At 68.1% G+C, this 18,638-nt stretch carries 16 protein-coding genes; 6 read left to right on the forward strand and 10 right to left on the reverse strand.

Annotated features, from left to right (window positions below; all coding sequences use genetic code 11):
* The coding region (locus tag VH569_RS26495) for an NAD(P) transhydrogenase subunit alpha (RefSeq protein ID WP_423319252.1) at nt 1–390 on the reverse strand (390 nt) is incomplete at its 3' end.
* A 26-nt stretch (nt 391–416) separates the two neighbouring features.
* Nucleotides 417–1,565, reverse strand: coding sequence for a Re/Si-specific NAD(P)(+) transhydrogenase subunit alpha (locus VH569_RS26500; RefSeq protein WP_423319253.1), 1,149 nt, complete (start codon nt 1,563–1,565; stop codon nt 417–419).
* A gap of 385 nt (nt 1,566–1,950) precedes the next feature.
* Here VH569_RS26500 and VH569_RS26505 point away from each other — a divergent pair, with 385 nt between their 5' ends.
* On the forward strand, nt 1,951–2,199 hold the full coding sequence (locus VH569_RS26505) for a DUF2312 domain-containing protein (protein ID WP_012973951.1): 249 nt from the start codon (nt 1,951–1,953) through the stop codon (nt 2,197–2,199).
* Nucleotides 2,200–2,252: 53 nt separating this feature from the next.
* Here VH569_RS26505 and VH569_RS26510 read toward each other — a convergent pair whose 3' ends face one another.
* Both VH569_RS26510 and phoU read right to left on the reverse strand, forming a co-directional pair.
* The gene (locus VH569_RS26510) at nt 2,253–4,505 is read right to left on the reverse strand and encodes an anthranilate synthase (protein ID WP_423319256.1); all 2,253 of its coding nucleotides are present in this window, start codon (nt 4,503–4,505) and stop codon (nt 2,253–2,255) included.
* A 289-nt stretch (nt 4,506–4,794) separates the two neighbouring features.
* Nucleotides 4,795–5,514, reverse strand: coding sequence for a phosphate signaling complex protein PhoU (gene phoU, locus VH569_RS26515; protein ID WP_174474263.1), 720 nt, complete (start codon nt 5,512–5,514; stop codon nt 4,795–4,797).
* A 188-nt stretch (nt 5,515–5,702) separates the two neighbouring features.
* On the opposite strand from phoU, the gene VH569_RS26520 reads away from it, so the two are divergent.
* The gene (locus tag VH569_RS26520; protein ID WP_109051704.1) at nt 5,703–7,016 is read left to right on the forward strand and encodes a pentapeptide repeat-containing protein; all 1,314 of its coding nucleotides are present in this window, start codon (nt 5,703–5,705) and stop codon (nt 7,014–7,016) included.
* A 99-nt stretch (nt 7,017–7,115) separates the two neighbouring features.
* Here the strand turns inward: VH569_RS26520 and VH569_RS26525 are convergent, their stop codons facing one another.
* The gene (locus VH569_RS26525; protein ID WP_109051703.1) at nt 7,116–7,649 is read right to left on the reverse strand and encodes a MarR family winged helix-turn-helix transcriptional regulator; all 534 of its coding nucleotides are present in this window, start codon (nt 7,647–7,649) and stop codon (nt 7,116–7,118) included.
* Between the two features lie 534 nt (nt 7,650–8,183).
* Between VH569_RS26525 and aguB the strand changes: the two genes are divergently transcribed.
* A complete protein-coding gene (aguB, locus tag VH569_RS26530; RefSeq protein WP_423319258.1) occupies nt 8,184–9,092 on the forward strand; it encodes an N-carbamoylputrescine amidase in 909 nt (302 codons plus the stop codon).
* Between the two features lie 50 nt (nt 9,093–9,142).
* On the opposite strand, the gene VH569_RS26535 is transcribed toward aguB, so the two are convergent.
* On the reverse strand, nt 9,143–9,739 hold the full coding sequence (locus tag VH569_RS26535; protein ID WP_423319260.1) for a putative metalloprotease CJM1_0395 family protein: 597 nt from the start codon (nt 9,737–9,739) through the stop codon (nt 9,143–9,145).
* A 101-nt stretch (nt 9,740–9,840) separates the two neighbouring features.
* Nucleotides 9,841–10,875 carry a histone deacetylase family protein gene (locus VH569_RS26540; protein ID WP_423319262.1) on the reverse strand — a complete coding sequence of 345 codons (1,035 nt, stop codon included), beginning with the start codon at nt 10,873–10,875 and terminating at the stop codon, nt 9,841–9,843.
* A gap of 355 nt (nt 10,876–11,230) precedes the next feature.
* Here VH569_RS26540 and VH569_RS26545 point away from each other — a divergent pair, with 355 nt between their 5' ends.
* The 3 genes from VH569_RS26545 (at nt 11,231) to VH569_RS26555 (ending at nt 15,410) form a co-directional block, all read left to right on the forward strand.
* Nucleotides 11,231–14,017 carry an SLBB domain-containing protein gene (locus VH569_RS26545; RefSeq protein ID WP_423319264.1) on the forward strand — a complete coding sequence of 929 codons (2,787 nt, stop codon included), beginning with the start codon at nt 11,231–11,233 and terminating at the stop codon, nt 14,015–14,017.
* Entirely contained in the window at nt 14,014–14,808 is a 795-nt protein-coding gene (locus tag VH569_RS26550; RefSeq protein ID WP_423319265.1) for a colanic acid biosynthesis glycosyl transferase, read from the forward strand. The genes VH569_RS26545 and VH569_RS26550 overlap by 4 nt, the downstream gene beginning before the upstream one ends.
* Before the next feature lie 134 nt (nt 14,809–14,942).
* Entirely contained in the window at nt 14,943–15,410 is a 468-nt protein-coding gene (locus VH569_RS26555) for a helix-turn-helix domain-containing protein (protein WP_109051699.1), read from the forward strand.
* On the opposite strand, the gene VH569_RS26560 is transcribed toward VH569_RS26555, so the two are convergent.
* The 3 genes from VH569_RS26560 to VH569_RS26570 are packed head-to-tail and all read right to left on the reverse strand — an operon-like array spanning nt 15,320 to nt 18,631.
* A complete protein-coding gene (locus tag VH569_RS26560) occupies nt 15,320–16,384 on the reverse strand; it encodes a glycosyltransferase family 2 protein (protein WP_423319267.1) in 1,065 nt (354 codons plus the stop codon). The genes VH569_RS26555 and VH569_RS26560 overlap by 91 nt on opposite strands.
* The gene (locus tag VH569_RS26565; protein WP_423319269.1) at nt 16,381–17,382 is read right to left on the reverse strand and encodes a hypothetical protein; all 1,002 of its coding nucleotides are present in this window, start codon (nt 17,380–17,382) and stop codon (nt 16,381–16,383) included. The genes VH569_RS26560 and VH569_RS26565 overlap by 4 nt, the downstream gene beginning before the upstream one ends.
* Complete coding sequence (locus VH569_RS26570; protein WP_423319271.1) at nt 17,375–18,631, reverse strand: glycosyltransferase family 4 protein; 1,257 nt, start codon at nt 18,629–18,631, stop codon at nt 17,375–17,377. The genes VH569_RS26565 and VH569_RS26570 overlap by 8 nt, the downstream gene beginning before the upstream one ends.
* Nucleotides 18,632–18,638: the final 7 nt, after the last annotated feature.

Below are 18,638 nucleotides of genomic sequence, written 5' to 3' on the forward strand. Positions count from 1 at the left end.
CATGCGCTGGGTCACGAGGAAGCCGCCGAAGATGTTGACGGACGCCAGGATGACGGCGAGAAAGCCGAGGACCTTGGAGAAGCCGAAGCCGGCCGGACCGGCGGCGACCAGCGCGCCGACGATGATGACCGACGACACGGCGTTGGTGACGGCCATCAGCGGCGAATGCAGAGCCGGGGTGACGCGCCAGACGACGTAGTAGCCGACAAAGCAGGCCAGCACGAGCACCGTCAGGCCGGTGACGAAGAAGCTGCCATGACCGCCGGCGGCCTCCGCGGCGGGCTGCGCCGCGTGCGCGACCTGGGCGGCCAGCTGGTCGGCCTGCTGGCCGAGCGCCGCGAGGTTCGCCTTGAGCTCGGCAATACGGGCGGACAGTTGGGTCTGATCCATTGCGGTAAGTCTCCTCGGGCGCCCGGTCAGCCGGCGAAGGCGGGGTGAACGATGGCGCCGTCGCGGGTCAGCGCGATGGCCTTGACGATCTCGTCGTCCCAGTTGACGGCGACGCCAGTCTCCTTGCCGTGCAGCGACGTCAGCAGCGCCAGCAGGTTCTTGGCGTACAGGAGCGAGGCGCTCTCGGCGATGCGGCTGGCGTAGTTGGCATGGCCGACGATCTTCACACCGTTGGCCGTGGTCACCACCTCGCCCAGCTTGGCGCCCTCGACGTTGCCGCCCTGCTCCACCGCCAGATCGATGATCACCGAGCCCGGCTTCATCGACGCCACATGCTCCGCCGTCACCAGGATCGGCGCCTTGCGRCCGGGGATCAGCGCGGTGGTGATGACGAGATCCTGCTTCTTGATGTGYTCGGCGACCARGGCKGCCTGCTGGCGCTTGTAGTCGTCCGACATCTCCTTGGCGTAGCCGCCGGCGGTCTCMGCCTGCTTGAACTCGTCGTTCTCGACGGCGACGAAGCTGCCGCCCAGCGACTGCACCTGCTCCTTCACCGCCGGGCGCACGTCGGTGGCCGAGACGATGGCGCCGAGGCGCTTGGCRGTGGCGATGGCCTGGAGGCCGGCGACGCCGACGCCCATGATGAAGGCRCGGGCCGGCGGCACGGTGCCGGCGGCGGTCATCATCATCGGGAAGGCGCGGCCATATTCCGAGGCGGCATCGACGACGGCCTTGTAGCCGGCGAGGTTGGCCTGGGAGGACAGCACGTCCATGACCTGGGCGCGGGTGATGCGCGGCATGAACTCCATGGCGAAGGCGTTCACGCCGGCATCGGCGTAGGCCTTCACATGGTCACGGCTGTTGTAGGGATTGAGGATGGCGAACAGCAACGCACCCTTGCGGATCAGCGCCAGCTCGTCCTCACCGCCCTCGGAAGCGATCAGCGGCCGCTGGACCTTCAGGACGATGTCGGCATCGGCCAGCGCCGAAGCCTGGTCGGCGGCGATGGCGGCCCCCGCCGCCTCATAGGCCGCGTCGGTGATGCTGGAGCCGAGACCGGCCCCGCTCTCCACCACCACGTCCAGTCCCAACCCCTTCAGTTTCTTCACCGTTTCCGGTGAGGCGGCCACGCGAAGTTCGCCCGCACGTCGCTCCTTTGGAATGGCGACTTTCATTAGATAAAACTCCCCTGCCTCAAATACGCCGATCCCGGCATCCCCCATGGGTTATCGGCACAGACGACGCGCATACATGCCGGATCCATGTGACTTTGTGAAGCCGAACCCACCGATGGTAATACCAGCCTATTGGGTGCGCCGCAACAAAGGGAATGGCTGCGTAGGCCTATCGTACGATTGTTTCATGCAAACAGACAAATCAGCCACGGGCTGTTCAAATTCCGCCGACGCTCCCGCTTGTACGAAGGAGTTGCCGCGACGCGATGACGCAGCCGTACCCCTGCCGTGCACCAGCGCGGCACATCGCCGGCTTGCCATTCCCCCCGCCCGCCGATATTGTCCCGCCCCGTTCACGAACACCCCCATCGTTTGAGGTTTTGCCATGTCCGACGTCGGCGGCATCGCGGCGGATCGCCTGAAGTCCTTTGTCGAGCGCATAGAGCGTCTCGAAGAGGAAAAGCGCGGTCTGCAGGAAGACATCAAGGAAGTCTACGCCGAGGCGAAGGGCACCGGTTTCGACACCAAGATCATCCGGCAGATCATTCGCCTGCGGAAGATGGACAAGGCTGACCGCCAGGAGCAGGAAGCCATCCTGGAACTCTACAAGGAAGCCCTGGGCATGGTGGAGTGACGGGTTTCCCGTCACTCTCCCAGCTTACCGGACTTGCGGACGCGGCGGCCCCTTCAGGCCGCCGCTTCGCGTTCCGGCACCTCGGCGGCACGCCCAGCCAGCATCTCCATGACGTTGGCGACGAGCGCCAGCCCAGCCCCTCCATTGGCCCCGCCGTCGGCGGCCCCGTCCAGCGTCAGGATCGATTCGGGATGGAACTGCACGGCGGCCAGCGGCAGCGACCGGTGCTCGACCGCCATCACCGTCCCATCCTCCGTCTCCGCCGTCACCCGCAGGTCCGGCGGCAGGCTGTCGCGCCGCGCCACCAGCGAATGGTACCGGCCGGCCCGCATCCCCTGCGGCAGCCCGTCGAAGAGCCCGCTTCCCTGGTGACGCAAGCTTGACGCCTTGCCATGCATCGGCTCCGGCAAGCGGTCCAGCGTCGCACCGAAATGCTCGACCATACCTTGCAGTCCCAGGCAGACGCCGAACACCGGCACACCGAGATCGAGCGCCGCCTGCACGCTGCCGCCGACATCGAAATCGGCCGGCCGTCCCGGTCCCGGCGACAGCACCAGCAGGTCGGGCGGGTCGTTGCGCAGGGCGGCACGCGCATGGGTATGGCGCAGGGTCGTGACGCTGGCGCCGGTCTGGCGGAAATAGTCGGCCAGCGTATGGACGAAGCTGTCGTCATGATCGACCAGCAGCACCCGCTTGCCCTCGCCACTCCCCTGCCCGCTCCGCCGGACACCCCTCTCAACCACCGACAGCCGCGGGCCGGCACCGCGCACCGCGTCGAGGAAGGCCGACGCCTTCAGCCGGCACTCGGCGTCCTCGGCATCCGGATCGCTGTCGGACAGCAGGGTGGCGCCGGCGCGGACGAAGGCAACCCCGTCCTTCATGCGGATGGTGCGCAGGGTCAGCCCGGTGTCCATCCCGCCGTCGAAGCCGATGCGTCCGAACGCCCCGCCGTACCAGCGGCGCGGCGAATGTTCGGTATCCTCCAGGAACTGCATGGCCCAGCGCTTGGGCGCGCCGGTCACCGTCACCGCCCAGCTGTGGGTGAGAAAGGCATCCAGCGCGTCGAAGCCATGGCGCAGGCGCCCTTCCACATGATCGACGGTGTGGATCAGTCGGGAATACAGCTCGATCATCCGCCGGCCGATCACGCGGACGGAGCCGGGTTCGCACACCCGCGCCTTGTCGTTGCGGTCGACGTCGGTGCACATGGTCAGCTCCGCCGCATCCTTGGCCGAGTTCAGCAGCGTCAGGATCTGCGTCGCGTCGGTCAGCGCATTGCTTCCGCGCGCCACGGTGCCGGAGATCGGGCAGGTCTCCACCCGCCCCTGGCCGACGCGCACGTACATTTCCGGGCTGGCGGCGACCAGGAACTCGCCATCGCCAAGATTGATCAGCGCCTCATAGGGGGCGGGGTTGGCGGTGCGCAGACGGCGGAAGATCGTGGCGGGGGTATCGGCGCAGGGCTCGGCAAAAGTCTGGCCGGGGACGACCTCGAACAGATCGCCGCGTTTGAAAGCCTCCTTCGCTGCTCGCACCACCTGCTGGTATTCGCCGGGGGCATGATCGCACTCCGCGGCGGCGTTGGTGTCGGGCCGGTAGCCATGGGCCCGCCCGCCACCTGCGATGCCCTCGGTAGAGACCCCGTCCACCACGAACTCGTAGGCGAAGCGGCGCGCCACCCCGGCGGCATGGTCGACCACCAGCAGCCGGTCGGGCAGATACAGCACAAGGTCGCGCTGGTCGTCCGGCCGCACCAGCCGGCGGCGGATCGGCTCGAACTGGAAGGCGAGATCGTAGCCGAAGGCGCCATAGAGCCCCAGGAACGGCTCGTCCGGGCAGGCGAACAGTGCCATCAGCACCCGCAGCACGCTGAAGACGGAAGGCTGGCGGCTGCGCTCTTCCTCGGCGAAGCCCCCGGCCGTCCGGCGCACCAGGGCGGTGACCCGGCCGGCGGTGACCTCCAGCCCGACAAGCGCCTCATGCCCGTCCAGCGCGGCGGCCACGGCGGGCAGCAGCAGGTGCCCACGCGGGTTCAGCGCATCGATGCGCACGGTCCGGCCGCGGGCAGTCACCGACAGCGGCGGATCGACGAAGCCCAACGCCTGACGCTGATAGCGCCCGGGCGCCTCCACCCCGCCGGACAGCAGCAGCCCGCGCCGCTCGTCGAGCGCGGTGACCAGAGCATCGACCGCCTCGGCCGGCACCGCCGGCTCGGCAGTGCGGTGCAGACCGAGGCCACCGTCGGTCTTGGCCGCGAACGGACCGAGGAAGGCAGGATCGGCAAGGAACAGATGGGATGGGATCATGACGGCGGTGCTCCGATTCGGGCGTCTTTTCGGTGACGCCGCCCGGTGCTTCCGCCTGCCTGTCCGTTCTTCCGCTGGGTGACCCGCCGTGACGGGTCAGGAAAAAGGCCGCTCCGGATGCACCGGGCGGCCTTTTGTTCTCAATCCACGCTCACGCGCGTCGCCAGGCCGGCCCGTTGGAGACGGGCCACCACCAATGCTGCGACAGGAGGGGCGAGGAGATGTTCATGGCTGCAACCGCAACACAGGGCGGGGCTGCCTGTCAAGTGCTCCCTTCAAGCGTTCCCTGTCACGCCCGGTCCTGCGGCGGGGCGACGGCGTAGCTGCTGAGGTCCTCCTTGCGGCGCTCGTCCGACGGCAGACGGCCCTTGACCAGGAAGCTGATGTTCTCCGCCACGTTGGTGGCATGGTCGCCGATGCGCTCGATCGACTTGGCGGCGAACAGCAGGTGGGTGCAGCCGGTGATCTGCGCCGGCGTCTCCATCATGTAGGTCAGGAACTCGCGGAACAGCGCGGTGTAGGCGGCGTCCACCTCCCCGTCGCGGTCGCGGACGGAGGTGGCAAGCTCCGGATTCTGTTCGGTATAGGCGCGACGCATGTCGCCGATCATCGCCTGCACCATCCGCCCCATGCGGACCAGCGAGGCGACCGGCGGAGCCACCGGCAGGGTCGACAGCGTGACCGCACGCTTGGCGACTGATCCGGCGAAATCGCCCATGCGTTCCAGGTTGGAGGCGATCTTCAACGCCGCGACGATCTCGCGCAGATCCTTCGCCATCGGCTGGCGCAAGGCCAGCAGGCGAACGGTCATCGCCTCCACCTCCGCCTCCAGCCGGTCGATCTCGGCATCGCCCTTCAGAACCTCACCGGCGATGTCGGCATCGGGACCGGCCAGCGAATCGAGCGCAAGCCCGACCTGCCGCTCCACCAGTTCGCCCATGCGGTCGATGGCGGTGCGCAGGGCCGCCAGTTCGGTGTCGAAAGCCGCAAGCGTGTGTCCACCCGACATGATCCCCAACTCCTTGTTCCCACTTGGCTGCGACCGGCGGTTCGACGCCCGGCGCCCCGCAGATGGGGCCTGACGCCGTCCACGCCAAGACGGCGCGGCACTGGATGCGGCATTAACCTTTGGCATAGATTATTTCGGAACACTGGTCTATCGATGGACCACGCAACCATGCAGACCGGACAGGATCGATGACACCGCACGAGTTGGTTGCCGTGCTGGAAAAGCACGAGCGCTGGCTGAAGAATAAGTCGGGCGGTTCGCGCGCCAACCTGACCATGGCGAACATGGAAGGGTCGAACCTGTCCGGGGTCAATCTGGCCCAGGGCAAGCTGTCCGGCGCCAACCTGTCCCATTGCGACCTGTCGAATGCCAATCTCAGCACCGCCGACCTGTTCGCCGCGCACCTGACGAAGGCCGACCTGTCGGGCTGCAACCTCTATCGCGCCGACCTGCGCGGCGCCCACATGCGTGGCGCCAAGCTGAAGCGCGCGATCCTGAAGGAGGCCGACCTGCGCGGCGGCGCCCTGCTGTATGGCGGGCATGGCGGCAAGAATGGCAAGGGGCTCGATTTCGTCCGCTCCGACCTGTCCGGCACGGATTTCGACGACGCGTCGCTGAACAACGCCAACCTGTCGGGCGCCGACCTGACCGACGTGTCGATGAACGGCGCCGATTGCGAGGGCGCACTGCTGACCGGCGCCACGCTGATGCGCGCCAGCATGAAAAGCTGCAATCTCGCTCGTGCCGACCTACGCGGCAGCAACCTGTCCGGCGTGAATTTGCAGGGAGCGGTGCTGCGCGACGCCAACCTGACCGGCGCCATGCTGGCCGGAGCCAACCTGCGCAACGCCGACCTTCAGGGGGCGAAGCTGGAGGGTGCCGATCTGGCCGGCGCCGACACCACCGGCGCCAATCTGGCGCGGTCGGCCGACAATTTCTCCGTCCAGATCCAGCAGGCGCTGCACAGCCATTACACCTGGATCAACACCAACGGAACGATGGGCGCCAGGGCCGACCTGACCGCCGCCGACCTCAGCCACATCGACCTGACGGGGGTCAACCTGTCGGGCGCCAATCTGAAACGGGCCAATCTCAGCGGCGCCAAGATGCGCGAGGCGCTGCTGATCATGTGCGACATCTCCGAAGCGGTGCTGGACGGCGCCGATTTCAGCGGGGCGATCCTGGACGGCGCCAATCTGCGCGGCGCCAACATGACCGGGATCCGGCTGGACGGGGCGGGAGTCGGCTGGGTCGATATAAAGGGGCCGGACGGTCAGCCGACCGGTCGCCTGTGGGCGGCGAACCTGACCGGCGCAAGGCTGACCGGCAGTTCCTGCGTCCGCACCAACCTGCGCGGCGCCAACCTGTCCGACTGCGATTTCAGCAACGCCAACCTGACCGGTGCGATCCTGAGCGACGCCAACATCCGCGACGCGAAATTCACCGGGGCCAACCTGACCGGCGCCAGCCTGCCGCCGCCGCCGGACCCGGATGACGATTGACCCGAGATGCGGCTGATCGGACGGACGGCCACTCCAGACAAATCTTTCGAGATCGACTGAAACGGGACGGCGGGAGCAGCGGACCGAAGCGGCCTTGCGCTACCTCTCGTCCCGACCGCCGCCGTCTTCGCCGTCGCGGGCCGCCGCGCAGGCGGCGTTGAGGTTGGCGCCGACACGGCGCAGCACCTCCAGCGTCAGATCCAGATCTTCAGGCGCAATGCCGTCGATGGCGATCTGCGCGATCTCCGACGCGCTGGGCATCATCGTCTGACGCAGGGCCCGGCCCTTGTCGGTCAGAAAGACGTTCATCTTGCGGCGGTCGTGGCTGTTGCGCACGCGCTGGACCAGCCCCTGGCTCTCCATCACGTTGACGGCGGTGACCGTGGTCGGCTCCATCATGCCCACGCGGTGACTCAGCTCCCGCTGGGTCAATCCGTCCTCTTCCCACAGGGCACGCAGGAAGAACCATTGTCCCATGCTGACCCCCGACCGCGCGATGCGTGTCTGGAGGGCGCGGGCGAAGGCGCGATTCACGTCCCGGACGACGAACGATAAAGCACCATCGGCCGAACCGGCCGCGTCTTCCGACTCGCCGGGGCGTTCCGGCTCCCACCCCTTGACAGACGCCTCCATACCGACAATCTCTCTGCCGTCGTTCCGTGCCCACAGCCACCCCAGCCCGTTGGCCGCGATGGACAGACAGCCGCCTGTCGAGGCGACGCCGCCGCATTGCATCCACCGGGTCCATGCCTGTCTGGTAACACCACCTTGACACGAGTGGGCATGGCTGCGTCATCCAATCATAACGTGTTGTGTGCAAAGCGCAAATCAATTGCGCAGCCATCGGTCGCCGGCATGCAATGATATGTCGGTTTTAGTCATCCAAATCGCCGGCAGCGTAAACAGAACACGCCCACAGACTCTTCGCATGGCCGACTTGTGTCACATCCATCTTTTTGGGGCCGTCGCCAGACACCATATCCGCATATGATGATCGATATGATGATTGCCGATTGGATCGGTTTTATTTGGCAATTCGTACAGCACCAGAACGTTAAATGAATATTTCGCTAAATTGTTGAGAATTCCCTTCCGGCCGCTTGCAACTGCCGCGACCTTTGGTCACACAAGCCCCGAACCGCCCTTCACAGGAGCCGTGAACCCGCAATGACCGCTTCGCCGACCGTCCCCTCGTCCCGTACCGTCACCGTCGCCGCCACCCAGATGGCCTGCAGCTGGGACCGTGCCGCCAACGTCGATGGCGTCGAATCGCTGATTCGCGAGGCTGCCGCCAAGGGCGCGCAGATTATCCTGCCGCAGGAGCTGTTCGAGACCCCGTATTTCTGCAAGGACCAGAAGCAGTCGTTGTTCGAACTGGCTGCGCCGGCCGAAGGTCACCCGGTGATCGGACGGATGCAGGCCCTTGCGCGGGAGCTGTCGGTGGTCATCCCCGTCAGCTTTTTCGAGAAGGCCCGCAACGCCTATTACAACTCGATGGCCATGGTCGATGCGGACGGCAGCCTGCTGGGCGTCTACCGCAAGTCCCACATTCCCGACGGCCCCGGCTATCAGGAGAAATTCTATTTCAGTCCCGGCGACAGCGGCATCCAGGTGTTCAAGACACGCTACGCCACGGTGGGCTGCGCCATCTGCTGGGACCAATGGTTCCCGGAGACGGCGCGCGTCATGGCTTTGAAAGGGGCGGAGATCCTGCTCTATCCCACCGCCATCGGCTCGGAACCGCAGGATTCCTCCATCGACAGCCAGGGCCACTGGACCAGGGTGATGCAGGGCCACGCCGGCGCCAACCTGATGCCGCTGGTGGCCTCCAACCGCGTCGGGGTTGAGCAGGGGGAAGGCTGCGCGCTGACCTTCTATGGCTCGTCCTTCATCGCCGGCCCGCAGGGGGAGATCGTCGCGCAGGCCGACCGCGAGAGCCGGACGGTCCTGACCGCCAGCTTCGAGCTCGACCGCATCGCGGCGCAGCGCGCCTCCTGGGGCGTCTTCCGCGACCGCCGGCCGGAGTTGTATGGCGCCCTGCTGACGCTGGACGGCGAAACCACCCCGCGTCGCTGACCGGTAGGGAGGGGAACTGGCGCTGGCGACAGGCGCTGGCCGCTGAGGCGTCAGACCGTCAGCCCCTTTCCCGTTCCGGAATTGCGTCCCGCAGTGCCGAGCGCCTGTGCCGCGCCGTAGGCGGCGGCGGCGCGGGCGGATGCCGTATCGCCACCCTGCCGGCGCTGGTCTGATTGGGCTTGCAGCTTCGCTGCATCGGCCTGTGCGGCGACTCGCAAGTCCTGAGGCGAGGGATCGGCCGGTGCGAGCGCCGCGGCCTTGACCTGCTCCATCTTGGCGACGGTGGCCGCCGGTTCCGATTCGGCGCTGACATCGATCGGTACCTCGCCGGCGGTGGCGTAGTTCTTGCCGTCCGGACCGCGGGTAAAGGTGAAGGAGGCTCCGCCGGCATGGGCACCGCCGGCCGCCTGATGCGCCGCTTCATGTTGGCGGACGCTGGTGTCGGCCTGCTTGAGTTTCTGGACCTGCTGCTGGGCTGCATCGGACAGGGTGATGCTGTCGGCGGAGCCGCTCTTGCCATGCTGAGCGCCGGATTCCTGGGCACCGGACGCGTCTTTCCCGTCCCGCCGCAGCGGCACGCTGCGCGGGGTGGAATAGGTTCCGATCGACGGGCTGGAGATGGAAAGGTCGGCAGCCACCGCCCGCATCCTCACTCAGATGCCGAACTTCCCATCAATTTAGGACGATTCGTCCGCACCGGCAACGGTATGGACATCCCTGCGACCGTCCCTGGCCCCGTCTCTCTGCCTCAGACCTGCTCGAAGCCGGTCAGGACGTTGGCGACATTGACGCCCAGATCGTCGACGGCATAGCCGCCTTCCAGCACGAACAGGGTCGGCAGGCCTATTCCGGCGATGGCGGCGCCCATGCGCAGGAAATCCTCCGACAAAAGGCGGAAGCGGGAAATCGGGTCGCCGCCATAGGTATCCGCGCCCAGCGAGAGCACCAGCGCGTCGGCGCCGAACTCGCGAATGCGCGCCGCCGCGACGGCCAGCGCCTGGGCGTAAGCGTTCCAGTCGGTCCCCCAGGGCAGCGTCAGGTTCAGGTTCGCCCATTCCCCGGCACCCACTCCGGTCTCATCGGCATGACCGCAGAAATATGGGAACTCGTCGGCCGGATCGGCATGGATCGACACGAACAGCACGTCGCCACGCTCCCAGAAGATCTCCTGGGTGCCGTTGCCATGGTGATAATCGACGTCCAGCACCGCCACGCGCACAGCCCCACCGTCGCGCAGGGATTGCGCCGCGATGGCTGCGTTGTTCAGGAAGCAATAGCCGCCGTAGAAGGCGTGGCCGGCATGGTGACCCGGCGGACGGCACAGCGCAAAGGCGCTGCGGTCGCCGGCCCGCAGCCGGTCGGCGCCGGTCAGCGCGCTGTCGGCTGCGGATGTCGCAGCCCGCCAGGTGCCGGCGGTGATCGGCGTCCCCGCGTCGAAGGAGTAAAAGCCGAGCCGCCCATCGATGGACCGTGGCACCCGCCGCCGCGACATTCCCGGCGCCACCCAGTTCAGCGGCAGCGCGTCGATGTCAGTACCATGCTCCTCCACCCAGTCGTCCCAGGCGGTCTGGAGAAAGCTGAGGTAGCCGGCGTCATGCACCCGTTCCAGCGGGGCGATGCCGTGACGGGTGGGCTCCACGACCGGCCCCAGCCCGACCGCCTCGATCCGCGCCCGGACGATGTCGGCACGCGCGGGCTTCTCGTAGCAGGGAACGAGTTGGCCGTCGTTGAGTTCGGACCGGCCGGCCTGCAGCCGGTGCTCTTCGCTGTGGATGACGATCACGCCGTTGGCTTCCTTGACTGTTTCGCCGCTCCTGTGAGGTCCGGACCGGCGGAAGGCGGACTCATCATAGCGCCCCCTCGCCACCCGTGGGTGCCACCCTTTTGCATGGCGCACCGGACGCAGGCCATTGCCTTTCGGCCTATTGCACGCGATAGTGTTCAGCGCCGATCACTCGCGCTGTGCGGGTGGTTGCTGGGGTTGTTGGACATCCATGTTGGCTGCTGCGTGCAGGATATTCGCCCGAATTGCGCCCGGGGCGGCGTTGATTCTGTGGGCGTGCGCCGTGTCGGCCGCCGGGCCTACGCGGGACGATCCACCATTGCCGCGGCCTCGGCCGGCATCGACGGACTCCCCCTTGGAGGCGGCCTTCTCCATCCGGGCGGGAGAAGCGTTGCGCCAGTTCGGCTATGACCTGTTCGCCTCGGCCACCGATGCGGCTTCGGCGGCCGAAGCGACGCCCGGCGCCATCCAGGGCGACTATGTCCTGAACACCGGCGATACCGTTCTGGTCACCCTGCGCGGCCAGAAATCTTTCAGCAAACGCTTCGCCGTCGACCGAAACGGCCAACTGGTGGTGGACGATCTGCGGCCGCTGACCGCCGCCGGCCTGACGCTGGACGCCCTGCGACGCGACTTGACCGCCGCCGCCGCCGCCACTTGGCCCAGCACCGATGCCTTCGCCTCGCTGGCGGAGGTGCGGCGGATCGGCGTGCTGGTCACCGGCGCCGTGCACCGCCCCGGCCGGCAGGAGATCAGCGCCTTCGCCACCGTGCTCGATGCGCTGTCGGCTGCCGGCGGTGTGGATCGCGGCGGCAGCCTGCGCGCGGTCAGGCTGATGCGGTCCGGCGGTGCGGTCATGGTCGACCTCTATGCCCTGCAAATCGCCGGTGCCACCGGCAACGCGGATATGCCGTTGCGTGACGGTGACCGCCTGTTCGTCCCGCCGCTCGGCGCCACCGTCGCGATTGCCGGACCGGTGAAACGGCCGGGCATTTACGAACTGCCGCCGGATGGCGGCTCCTTGTCGGCGTCGGAGATGCGCGACCTCGCCGGTGGCGCGCTGCGGCCCGGCCGCGGCCGGCTTGTGCGATTCGGCATCGGGCCGTCGGGCGAGGAAGCGACGGAGGAGATCGCCGACCCCGACGCCAAGCGGTTCGGCGACGGCGATCTGCTGCTGATCGCGCCGGAACGGGAAGACCGCCGCGGCGAGGTTCGGCTCGACGGACATGTGCTTCGTCCCGGCCCGCGCGCGCTGACCCGGGTTAAATCCCTGTCCGGACTGCTTTCCCGTGCGGATCTGCGCCCATCGGCCTATTTTCCCTTCGCCGCCCTGGAAAGCACGGCCCCTGCCACGGCGGCGCGCAGCCTGCGGCCGGTCGACCTGTCGGCCGTTCTGAACGGACGCGACCGTCGGCAGCTTTCGGACGGCGACACGCTCTATGTCCTGGGGACTGCGGACGTCGATTTCCTGACGTCGGAGGCGGTGCTGGCCCTGCTGCGCGGCGAACGCCAGCCGCCGCAGGATGCCTGTCCCGGTCTGGTCGCGCTGGCCCGCATCCTGGCGGCGGAGCCGGCCGGCACCCTCGCCACCGGTCCGCAGGCGCGCGCCGCCGCCACGCTGACCGGTTCCCGCACCCCCTGCCCGCCCCTGTTCGCGACGGTGCCGGACCTGCTGCCGCTTGCCCTGCGCCATTCCGTTCTGCGGCTGACCGGTGCGCCGCGGCCCGGTTTCTATCCCGTGGCCGATGGGCCGGAGAGCGCCGGCGCGCGCGAGACCATCGTCGAATCGGAAGCGCCTCAATATGAGCTGATCGGCCATGTTCGCCGGCCCGGCACCCGCCGGTTGCCGGCAGGGGCCACGCTGCGCCAGGCTCTGGCGGAGGGCAAGGCCCTGAAGCGCGACGTGTATCCGCTGCTTGGCATCGTCGAACGCTATGACCGCCGGACCTTGACCCGCGCCTATCTGCCCTTCTCCCCGCAGGAGGTGGCTGCCGGACGTGCCGACCGTGCCCTGAGCGATGGAGACCGCATTCACCTGTTCGCCGCCGATGACATTCGCGGCTTGGTGAAGCCCGCCGAATCCAAGACGGACAGCAAGGCGGACGACGAGTCCGAACCGCCGATGCTGGCGGCCTTGCTCGATCCGGCCATCGTCGCGGTGATCGGAGAGCGGACTGTCCAACTGCGCGGCGCCGTGCGCGATCCCGGCGGCTATCCGGTCGCCGACCTCACCCCGCTGGCGGCCCTGGTCGCGGTGGCAGGTGGGCTGTCCACCGACGCCGACCCCACGGTGGCGGAACTGACCGCCGCCAACGGCACTCGCATCGCCATCGACCTGACCCGCGACGGCGCCCGCAGGATCGGTCCCGGCGATGCGCTGCGGATCAACCCGCGCCCGCAGGCGCTGGAGGCCCGCGCGGTCGCCATCGAAGGGGCGGTGCGCCGTCCCGGCCGCTACGACATCGGCCGCGGCGAGACGCTGTCCTCCCTGATCGCGCGGGCCGGCGGCCTGATCGACGACGCCTATCCGGCTGGAGCCGTGCTGATCCGCGAGAGCGAACGCCGCCGCGAGAAGGAGCAGTTCCAGCTGCAAGCGCGCGAACTGGAGCGCACGCTGGCGCTGGAGGTGGAGAAGGGCGAGCCGGTGAAGGCGGAGAATGTCGCGCTGGCCCGCCAACTCGCCGCCCAGCTTCGCGCTGCCGAGCCGCTCGGCCGCATCGTGGTGGAAGCGGACCCGGCTGTCCTGCGCAGCCGCCCGGCTCTCGACCCGCTGCTGGAGCCCGATGACCGGATCGTGATCCCGAAGCGACCGCTGACCGTGGCGGTGTCGGGCGAGGTTCTGCATCCGACCGCGGCGCAGTTCGTCAGCGGCAAGGGTGCCGAGGATTACCTGAACGAGGCGGGCGGCCCGACGCGCGATGCCGACACCGGCCGCAGCTTCCTGGTCCTGCCGGACGGCCGGGCGCGGCCACTGGCGCTGTCCTCCTGGAACCATCGGGTGGACGTTATCCCGCCCGGGTCGATCCTGGTGGTGCCGCGCGACCCCCGCCCCTTCGACGGGCTGGATGCAACCAAGGCCATCGGCAACATCCTGAGCCAGCTGGCGATCACGGCCGCTTCGATTTCGGTGATCACGCGATGACGGCGCCCGCCCCGCCCCGACTCGCCATCCTGACCGTGGTCCGCAACGACTGCGCCGGACTGGCCGACACCTATGACAGCCTGCGCGGGCAGCTCGGTCCCGGCATCGTCTGGCTGGTCGCCGACGGCGCCTCCACCGATGGAACTGCGGAGTGGCTGGTGGGCCATGCCGATGTCCCGCTGTGGTGGCGCTCAGCCCGCGACTCGGGGCTGTACGATGCGATGAACGATGCGCTCGCCGCCGCGTGCCGGCTGGGCTGCAGCCATGTGCTGTTTCTGAATGCCGGCGACCGGCTGGCGGAGCCGGGCAGCGGCATGCGGCTTTTGCAAGCGATTGCCCGGCATCCCGACTGCGCCCTTTTCTATGGCGATGCGCTGGAACGGCTGGGTGACGGACGTATCCTGCTGAAGCGCGCCCGCTCCCACCGCTGGGCATCGCTGGGCATGTTCACCCACCATCAGGCGATGATCTACTCCGTGACCGCGTTGGCAGGGCTGCGCTTCGACTCCGGTTACCGGATCGCAGCCGATTATGACTTCACCTTGTCGGTGCTGAAGCGCGGACGGGCCGAACGGCTGCACTGGCCGGTCTGTCTGTTCGCGGCCGGCGGCCTGTCGCAGCGCGACGCAACCACTGGCAGGCATGAGCAAACAGCGATTCGACAAAGGCATTTCGGCCATGGAGCCACACACGCCGCAATGATCACCATCGCTCAACGAGTCGCACTGGCATTACGCCACCGCCTTCCCGCTCTATACGCGAAATTACGTTTCCGGTGCCCTGAAATTTAATGTCTTTCGCTCTCTTCCTCCCCCTTCCACCCAAACGGACCGTTGATACGCACAAATGGTTGCATAGAATTTACTTTCTGAACTAAGCATTCTCGCGGCGCCTTCCCTCTGGCTTTCCTTTCGAGGTACGACTTATGAGCGCGACCAAGACCAAACTCGCCCCCGCCCACACCCTGTCGCGCCGCGGCGAAGGTCCTAACCCCATCGACATCCATGTCGGAGCCCGCCTGCGGCTTCGCCGGACCCTGCTTGGCCTGAGCCAGGAAAAGCTGGGCGAAGCGGTCGGGATCACCTTCCAGCAGCTCCAGAAGTACGAGCGTGGGTCGAACCGCATCAGCGCCAGCCGCCTTTACAACCTCTCCCAGGTTCTCGGTGTGCCGGTCAGCTACTTCTTCGACGACATGCCGTCGCCCGACCAGATTGCCGCCGAAGTCCCGGCCGAGGCGATGAGCGAGACGGACGAGTTCGAATCGATGGCCCGCCGCGAGACGCTGGAACTGGTGCGCGCCTATTACCGGATCGAGGATCCGGGTGTGCGCAAGCGGACCTTCGACCTGCTGAAGGCGCTGGGTGGCGACCGGATCGCGTTGCTCGAAGAGTAAGGGTCGCCGGCCGGACGGACAGCCCGGACAGACTCGGAAGCGGCGCGGATGGACGGGAAACGGTCGAACGCTCCCGGTCCCATTGCCGCCGACCGCATCTTGAGCCCGACCTGCCAATAGTAGAATGCGCGCGCCAGCGCGTGATCTAGCCCGGCTGCGCCATCGAGGACGCCAAGGCGCAGCACATAGGCATGCAGAAACGCCAAGAGCGGCCGGCCCGGCAGGCGCTGGAAAAGCCGCTTCTGCATGCGCCGGCCGATGAGGGCGCGGAGGCTGGGAAAGGCGCTGGAGCCGCCCTCCGGTTCACCCGTTATCAGCCGCTCCATCCGACCGTCGGCACGAATCGCCGCCTCCCAATCGGAATAGCGGTTATGGCGATCGAACCAGGCCGAGAGCGGCTTGGCATCCTCATGGTCCATCGGGTGGCGAAGCCGGCCGGTCGTACCGGTCACCTGCGGCTGGTAATGCCCCTCCACCTCCCACATCGCGGCGATATCCAGGTCGGGCTGATCGGGAAAGCGCGCGCGCCGACGGTCCAGCAGAGCAAGCTTGCGATTCCAGCAGCCGAACCGCAGCCGCCGGCCGCGGATAACCGGCCTGCCGTCGATCCAGTAGGCCGCGCAGGCCGGGCCAGCCGCCATCAGCCGGGCGATCTCCTCAACCAGTTCCGGCGTCATCCGCTCGTCGGCATCGACGAACAGAACCCAGTCATGGGCGAATGGCAGACTATCCAGGCACCACTGCTTCTTCTTGGGGTAGCGGCCATTCCAGCGGAAGTGGACCAGGCGGGCGCCATGTGACCGTGCGATGTCCGGCGTACCGTCGTCGCTGCCGCTGTCGACCACGAAACACTCGGCGAATCGGGCAAGCGGCGGCAGGCACTGCGGCAGGTTCGCCGCCTCGTTGCGCGTCATCACCACCACGGAGACCGGAATGGCGGTCACGGCGGGCGCAGGCATGTTGGACATCCTCATGGTGCCGCCTCCACCCCCGTCGTCCGTTCCCGCAAGGCATGGGACACGGATAGGGCGAATCCGGCGGCGACAAGCCCGACCAGCCCGGCCAGCGGAATCACCACGGCCGGGTTCGGCCAGTCCGGCAGGGTGGCGGCGGCCGGCGGCTGGATCATGTCGGCGGCAAAGGGCAGATCGACGCCGATCATCATCGCCACCCGCTCCTGGTCCAGCAGCAGGTCGCTCAGCGCCTGCCGATGTTCCGCCACGGTGACGGCGCCGAGACGAAGCTTGATGTGGGCGATCTGGGCGGCACTGCGCCGGGCCGCTTCCGCCCGCAGATGGGCGTCGGTGGCAGCGGCGATCCGCCCGAGCAGTTCCACTGCAATCGCCCGGTCGGCATGGCGGAAGGTGATCCGCCGCATCGGACCCGACCGCAGCATGTCGACAACCAGCCGATCATGCAGGGCGCGCGCCACGCGGTCGCCGTCCGGCTCAACCCAATCCTCGCGCCCGACCAATGCCAGAAAAGCCCGCTTCACCGTCTGGAACAGTCCGGGCGGCGGACGCCAACGCCCTGCTTCCGCATCCCAACGCTCGGCAAACAGGGCGCGCAGGATGGCGGGGTCCGCAGCCAGACGGTCGGCCACCGGTCCCGAACCGAACAGTTCAAGATAGCGGGCGAAGTCCGACAGCGATTCGTCCCCCGCCCCCGGCTCGGCCACACCGGCGGAATCGCGGCCGTTGAGCGTCGGCACCCGTGCCCCCATCGCGGCGGAGCCGACCCGGGCCGTCGGCCCGATCACCATTGCCGCGGTATAGGCCGGCGTCACCAGCCAGAGAGCCGCCACCGCCAGCGCCAGACCGCCCATCCAGCCGCCGACCAACCAGCGCCAGCCGGTCCGCAGGGTACGGACAAAGCTGCGCAGGTCGCCCTCCCCTCCGGCCATCGGCAGAGCCAGCGTCATGGCATGCGGCTGAGGCTGGGTGTGACGCGGGGCGATGGCGCCGTCAGGCATGGGGCAACGGCCTTCCCAACAGGGGCCGGACGGCACGGCGTGCCTCGACCAGACGTTCGGCCAACCCGACGAAGGCCGCGGCGGCAAGGTCGGCAGTCCAGGCTTCGGTCTTGCGGGCGGCGCGCTCCCCCTCCGCGGCGCAGCGGTTGGGGGCGGCGGCATAGGCGCGCACGGCTTCAGCGATGGCGGCCCCGTCGAACGGGTCGATCACCATGCCGCATCCGTCCATTTGGGCCGCCGCCTCGCTTCCGGCCGGTCCCAGGAACAGGCAGGGCCGGCCGGCCGCCTGCACCCCGGCTAACTTGCTCGGCACCAACATCCCCTCCGCCGCCGGGTCCATCGCCACCAGATGCAGGTCGGCTGCGGACAGGCACTCCGCCAGCCGGTCGGCAGGCTGCCAGGGAAGCCGGCGCAGGTTGCGCACGCCCTTGCAGCGTGCGGCCTCTTCCACCGCAGCGAAGCCCCTGCCCTCACCGACCAGCAGGAAAATCACGGATGGATCGCTGTGCTGCAGCCGGGCCGCCGCCTCCAGCACGCCGTCCATCGGATGGGCAAGCCCCAGCGTGCCGGAATAGGCCACGAGGAAACGGCCGTCGCCCTCCGCCAACCCCAGCGAACGGCGGACGTTGTTGCCGGCCTTCTCCAGGGGACGGATCGCCGGATCGGGCCAGTTGGGCAGCAGGGTCACCCGATCCGCCGCCATGCCGGATGCGACGATGCGTTCGCGCATGCAGCGCCCAATGGCGATCGCCCCATCCTGCCGCCGCAATGCCCGCGCCATACCATGCCCGGCCACGCGGAGAAGCAGGTCCGGCATCCGCACGCCCAGCACCGGAAGAAGATCCGGATAAAGATCCTGGCACCAGTGCAGCGACGCCGCACCATGGCGCGCAGCCAAAACCGGGCCGACCAGCGCCAGCATCGGAGGATCGGTCATCGTCACGACGAGGTCGTGGCGCGGCAGGCGCAGGGCCTGAACCGTGAGTCGGCAAAGCGAGTCGAGATAGGCGCGCGTGTCGGGCCGCTCACCCTCCGCCACCCTGCGGCCGGTGCGGATGAGCGTGACCCCGTCCGGAACAGCGCAGTTCGGCGCCTTGTCGCTGTCCGGCTCGCCATCCGCAACCACCGTCACCCGCCAGCCCGCAGCCGCGATTCGCCCGGACAAATCCGACAGGCAACGTCCGGTCGCCCCGCGATCAGGCGGGAACACCCGGTTGACGAAAATTATGGACGGTCGGTCGAGCAGCACGGCGCAC

Source organism: Azospirillum sp. 11R-A, assembly GCF_049472615.1.
In the GTDB taxonomy this organism is placed as follows: Bacteria; Pseudomonadota; Alphaproteobacteria; order Azospirillales; family Azospirillaceae; genus Azospirillum; species Azospirillum palustre.